Origin of the sequence: Arthrospira sp. PCC 8006 (assembly GCF_046480465.1) — a bacterium.
Lineage (GTDB): Bacteria > Cyanobacteriota > Cyanobacteriia > Cyanobacteriales > Microcoleaceae > Limnospira > Limnospira platensis.
This window is the reverse complement of sequence record NZ_PKGG01000299.1, coordinates 1-4,918: the sequence shown is the minus strand read 5'-3', so window position 1 is coordinate 4,918 and position 4,918 is coordinate 1. Positions and strand designations below refer to the sequence as shown.

Here is a 4,918-nt window from a genome sequence, read left to right as displayed (position 1 = left end):
ATTTCCAAAACTGTGGGTGGGTATGGCCGTTACCCGCAACTCTGTTTCTTAATTTCTCGTTATGTTAAGGATGGTTACGAATGGTTACAGAGTATATTGACCTTGGGTTTCCTTCCTTGATTTGGTATCTTATTGATACAAATCGTTGGGACATATAAGCAGTTATGGGGATGGTCAGAGGCGAGCCTCTTGTATTCAGCCAAGGGGATGAAATCGCCATCAGGCAGTTATTTCGGGTATTGCAACCCTATTTCATGCCTGAACGTCTCGCACCTTAATATGCACTATGCGGGAATTGTGTTCAACCGTATCATTAGACAGGGAGATATCAGTCAAGACTGCTATAATGTATTTTATTAATTTACTTTTGAGGGACTTTATGAGTGATTTATTCAAGGGATTTGAGCAGTTGCTAGAGTTAGTAAAAGCTCTAGAGGAAAAAGTTGAAAATGGAGAAATTAAAACTGATATTCAGTTTAACTCACGCTCATTAAGCAGTATTCCCAGAACGGGTAATATTCCCCGTACTAATAATAATACAACTAGTAATGTTGGTACTACTTCCATTCGTACCCCATCTTCCCCAGCACGTGATACAGGTGCATCTGACCCAAATGTACAACCTGAAGGTAATTTAGGTATAACCCTCAAAGATATTGGGGGATTGAACCAAGAACTCAAAGAACTCAAAGAACTGATTGCTATTCCTTTAAAACGCCCTGACCTGCTAGTTAAGTTAGGACTCGAACCTACACATGGGGTGTTATTAGTTGGTCCCCCCGGTACTGGCAAAACACTCACAGCTCGTGCGTTAGCTGAAGAACTCGGGGTTAACTACATTGCCCTTGTTGGGCCTGAAGTCATCACCAAATATTATGGTGAAGCAGAGCAAAAACTGCGGGCTATTTTTGAAAAAGCTGCCAAAAATGCTCCCTGTATTATCTTTATTGACGAAATTGATAGCTTGGCCCCAGACCGTAGTGCAGTAGAAGGGGAAGTAGAAAAGCGTTTAGTTGCCCAACTATTGAGCCTCATGGATGGTTTCTCCCAGAACAAAGGCGTGATTTTACTCGGAGCTACTAATCGCCCTGATCATCTTGACCCAGCTCTACGCCGTCCTGGACGATTCGACAGAGAAATTCAGTTTCGAGTTCCAGATATCAATGGGCGCAAAGAAATTCTGCAAGTGCTGACTCGTACTATGCCCTTAGATGATTCAGTTGATCTGGAGTTTATTGCCGATCGCACCGTGGGATTTGTGGGGGCTGACTTAAAAGCTGTCTGTCAAAAAGCCGCATACACAGCTTTACGCCGTCAGGTTCCTTCCATTGATATGCAAATTCCAGAAGATATCGCGGTAGAGCAATCCGATTTCTTGCAGGCTCTCAAGGAAATCAAACCAGCAGTACTTCGTAGCATGGAAGTTGAAGTTCCTCATGTGGAATGGGAAGATATTGGCGGCTTGGAAACCATAAAACAGACCTTGCGGGAATCTGTGGAAGGGGCTTTGTTGTACCCAGAACTCTACAAAGAAACAAAAGCCAGAGCGCCCAAAGGAATACTGTTGTGGGGTCCTCCCGGTACTGGTAAAACATTATTAGCCAAGGCTGTGGCTTCTCAAGCCCGAGCTAACTTTATTGGTATTAATGGACCAGATTTACTCAGCCGTTGGGTGGGAGCCAGTGAACAGGCGGTAAGAGAATTATTTGCTAAAGCCCGACAAGCAGATCCCTGTGTAATATTTATCGATGAACTGGATACATTAGCTCCAGCACGGGGAACTTACACTGGTGATTCTGGGGTAAGTAACAGGGTAGTGGGGCAATTACTGACGGAGTTAGATGGTTTAGAATCGGGGTCTAACATTTTGGTAATTGGGGCTACCAATCGTCCTGATGCCATAGACCCTGCTTTGTTACGTGCAGGACGGTTAGATTTACAATTGAAGGTAGATTTACCAAATTTAGATAGTCGGTTCAAGATTTTACAAGTTTACAATCAGGGCAGACCTCTGTTAAATGTGGACTTGGAACATTGGGCTAAGATAACAGAAGGTTGGAATGGTGCAGATTTAGTATTACTCTGCAATCAAGCCGCTGTAGGAGCAATTCGCCGTTTTAGGTCTCAAGGTGAAACAGATACTGCTGCGATCAAGATTACTGTTGATGATTTCCAAGCTTCTTATGAAGCTTTAAGCCAGCAACGTACAGTTTAGTTCAACCTACGCTTTGGGGCAATTTATAAATTGCCCTAATCCTCTGCTTAAAGAACTGCACAAGCGGCGGGTCGCCCGTACGCCAGAACTCGCTAAGCGCTAAATTGGACGCAATGAGGACAGACCACTAAAACCTGGTACGCAGTAATGTTTCCGTCCCCTGACTGGGAATTGGTAGGGTTGGACTCTATAGGTTTGAATATTTTATCGAAAATTTTGGGTTTAAAACCCCGTCGTTCTACGACGGCTTTTCTTGGTTTTTAATGTAAGACTTCAGAACCTCTAATGGTGCGCCACCGATTGAAGATACAAAATAACTAGGCGACCATAAAGATTCTTTTCCGTAGGGTTTAGGGAATCTGGCTTGCCCATATCTACGACTGTCAACTCCTTTTAAAGCATTTACTATGACAGAAATAGAGAGTTGAGGAGGGTATTCAACTAAGGTATGAATATGGTCTGACTCCCCATTAAATTCCAGCACTTGAAAATTCATTTTTTCAGCCACTTCTCTAAAAGACTTCAGGATTAACATCCGGCTCTCCACTGTCAAGATTTGGCGACGATACTTAGTCACACAGACCAAATGAATCTTTAAATCCGAAACAGACGCTCTTTTCGTCAAAGGGTTGACATCTACCAGACTCCTAGCTATAGTTAATACAGACCAATACAATTTGACAGTATGAAGCTAAGATATCGATATCGAATTTACCCAACAGACCAACAAAAGAGATTGATGTCTCAATTGTTCGGACGCTGTCGGGTAATATTTAACGATGCCTTAGCATATTGTCAATAACAATAGCGTGCGGGTAACAAAAAGCCTAAGTTAAAGGAACTTTCTCAAAGACTTACAGAACTCAAAAAAACCGAGGAGAAAATCTGGTTGGGAGAAGTTTCTTCTATTCCCTTACAACAGTCTTTAAGAGATTTAGAGCAGGCTTACTCTAACTTTTTAAAATCCTGTAAAGGACAAAGAAAAGGTAAGAAAGTTAAACCTCCCAAGTTTAAAAAGCGTAAATCTAAGCAATCCGCTAGATTTATGGATCATGGTTTTAAACACCTTAATTCCGATTACATTTACATCGCTAAAATTGGTGATATTAAAGTAGTCTGGAGTAGAGAGTTACCCACAAAACCTTCTAGTGCTACCTTAATCAAAGACAGTGCTGATAGGTATTTTGTCAGTTTTGTTGTTGAGTTTAATCCTCAACCCTTACCGGAAAACCAAAATTCTGTAGGAATTGATTTAGGAATCACTTATTTTTCCACATTAAGCAATGGTGAGAAAGTTAAATCTCCTAATCCTTTAAAGAAACAACTAAAGCGTTTAAGAAGATGACAACGTAATTGGTCGAGGAAACAGAAAGGCAGTCAAAGAAGGGAAGTTGCTAGAAAGAAATTAGCTAAACTTCACGCCAAGATTTCTGATACCAGAAACGATTTTCTTCAGAAATTGTCAACTCGGATTATTCGTGAAAACCAAACGATAGTCTTGGAAGATTTAAAGGTTTCAGGGATGATGAAAAACCGAAAACTATCCCGTGCTATTTCGGATTTGGGTTGGCGCAGTTTGAGAACAATGCTAGAAGTTAAATCTGTTATGTACGGGCGTGATTTTCGTGTCATTGATAGATGGATTCCCACTTCTCAAACCGGTTCTGGCTGCGGTTTTCGCGGTGGTAAAAAAGAATTAAATATCAGAGAGTGGACTTGTTTAAATTGTGGCACATCTCACGATAGAGATGTTAACGCTGCGATTAATATTAAGGTCGCCGGAGGGCATTTGGAGACTTTAAACGGATGTCGAGAGAGGGTCATACTTTCTGTAAAGAAAGCACATCTCAATGAAGCGTCAACCCGTCCAGCATTTCAACAATTGTCAATCTTTGATTTGTTGAAATAGATGGAATCCCCGTTAGCGCACGCCGGGACGGATAGGCGGATGTCAATACAGTCCTCTGTTTCCTAAAGTGCAACTATTTGCAGTTGGGAAGGAAGGCGACAGGCTCACACAGAGGAAACAGCATATGCAGAGCTGACGATCGCTTTAGTGGTGGTAGGTGTCGCGTTTGAGCGAGTCGTAGTTTGGGGTTGGTTGGCTGTGGGAAACGCAGTTGTCTGGTTTTTGGATACTTAGGCGATCGCATCCCCGTTTAGTTAGTCGTCTTTTAGAGGCTATTGTCCGGTGGGAAGTGCGGTTGTCTGGTTTTCTAATCTTCGAGAACCCCAAGGCAAGCTGAGTAGGGGCGGGTGCGCGATCAGCCACGGGAAAAACCAGCCAACTATATACACCCGCCCGCGGGTGCGCGATCAGCCACGGGAAAAACCAGCCAACTATATACACCCGCCCGCGGGTGCGCGATCAGCCACGGGAAAAACCAGCCAACTATATACACCCGCCCGCGGGTGCGCGATCAGCCACGGGAAAAACCAGCCAACTATATACACCCGCCCGCGGGTGCGCGATCAGCCATCGGAAACACCAGCACCACTCGCACACAGACCATGCCTTGGCAGCGAAACGCCCAGAGACCCAGCGAACAGAGGAAAAACCAGCCAACCCCATACACCAATTATTAATTATTAATTATTAATTATTAATTCCAGCCAACTATATACACYCGCCCCATAGGWSCSAAACACCAGCACCACTCGCACACAGCTCTGCCCCTTGCACGGTACGGCTACAACACTGGT

Annotated in this window: 4 protein-coding genes and 1 pseudogene; 3 read left to right on the top strand and 2 right to left on the bottom strand. The window is 43.5% G+C overall.

Going from position 1 to position 4,918, the window contains the following annotated elements:
* The first annotated feature begins 379 nt into the window (after positions 1–379).
* Positions 380–2,215: an AAA family ATPase gene (locus tag B9T16_RS25680; protein ID WP_014275363.1), complete on the top strand. Its 1,836-nt coding sequence runs from the start codon at positions 380–382 to the stop codon at positions 2,213–2,215.
* A gap of 238 nt (positions 2,216–2,453) precedes the next feature.
* Here the strand turns inward: B9T16_RS25680 and tnpA are convergent, their stop codons facing one another.
* Positions 2,454–2,840 (bottom strand): IS200/IS605 family transposase, encoded by a 387-nt coding sequence (gene tnpA / locus B9T16_RS25675; RefSeq protein ID WP_172973471.1) that lies wholly within the window; start codon positions 2,838–2,840, stop codon positions 2,454–2,456.
* A gap of 60 nt (positions 2,841–2,900) precedes the next feature.
* Between tnpA and B9T16_RS25670 the strand changes: the two genes are divergently transcribed.
* Positions 2,901–3,017, top strand: a complete 117-nt coding sequence (locus B9T16_RS25670; protein ID WP_014275361.1) for a helix-turn-helix domain-containing protein — start codon at positions 2,901–2,903, stop codon at positions 3,015–3,017.
* Between the two features lie 81 nt (positions 3,018–3,098).
* Positions 3,099–4,124: pseudogene (locus tag B9T16_RS25665) on the top strand (RNA-guided endonuclease InsQ/TnpB family protein).
* 144 nt (positions 4,125–4,268) lie between these two features.
* On the opposite strand, the gene B9T16_RS25660 reads toward B9T16_RS25665, so the two are convergent.
* Complete coding sequence (locus B9T16_RS25660) at positions 4,269–4,487, bottom strand: hypothetical protein (protein ID WP_014275358.1); 219 nt, start codon at positions 4,485–4,487, stop codon at positions 4,269–4,271.
* Positions 4,488–4,918 lie beyond the last annotated feature (431 nt).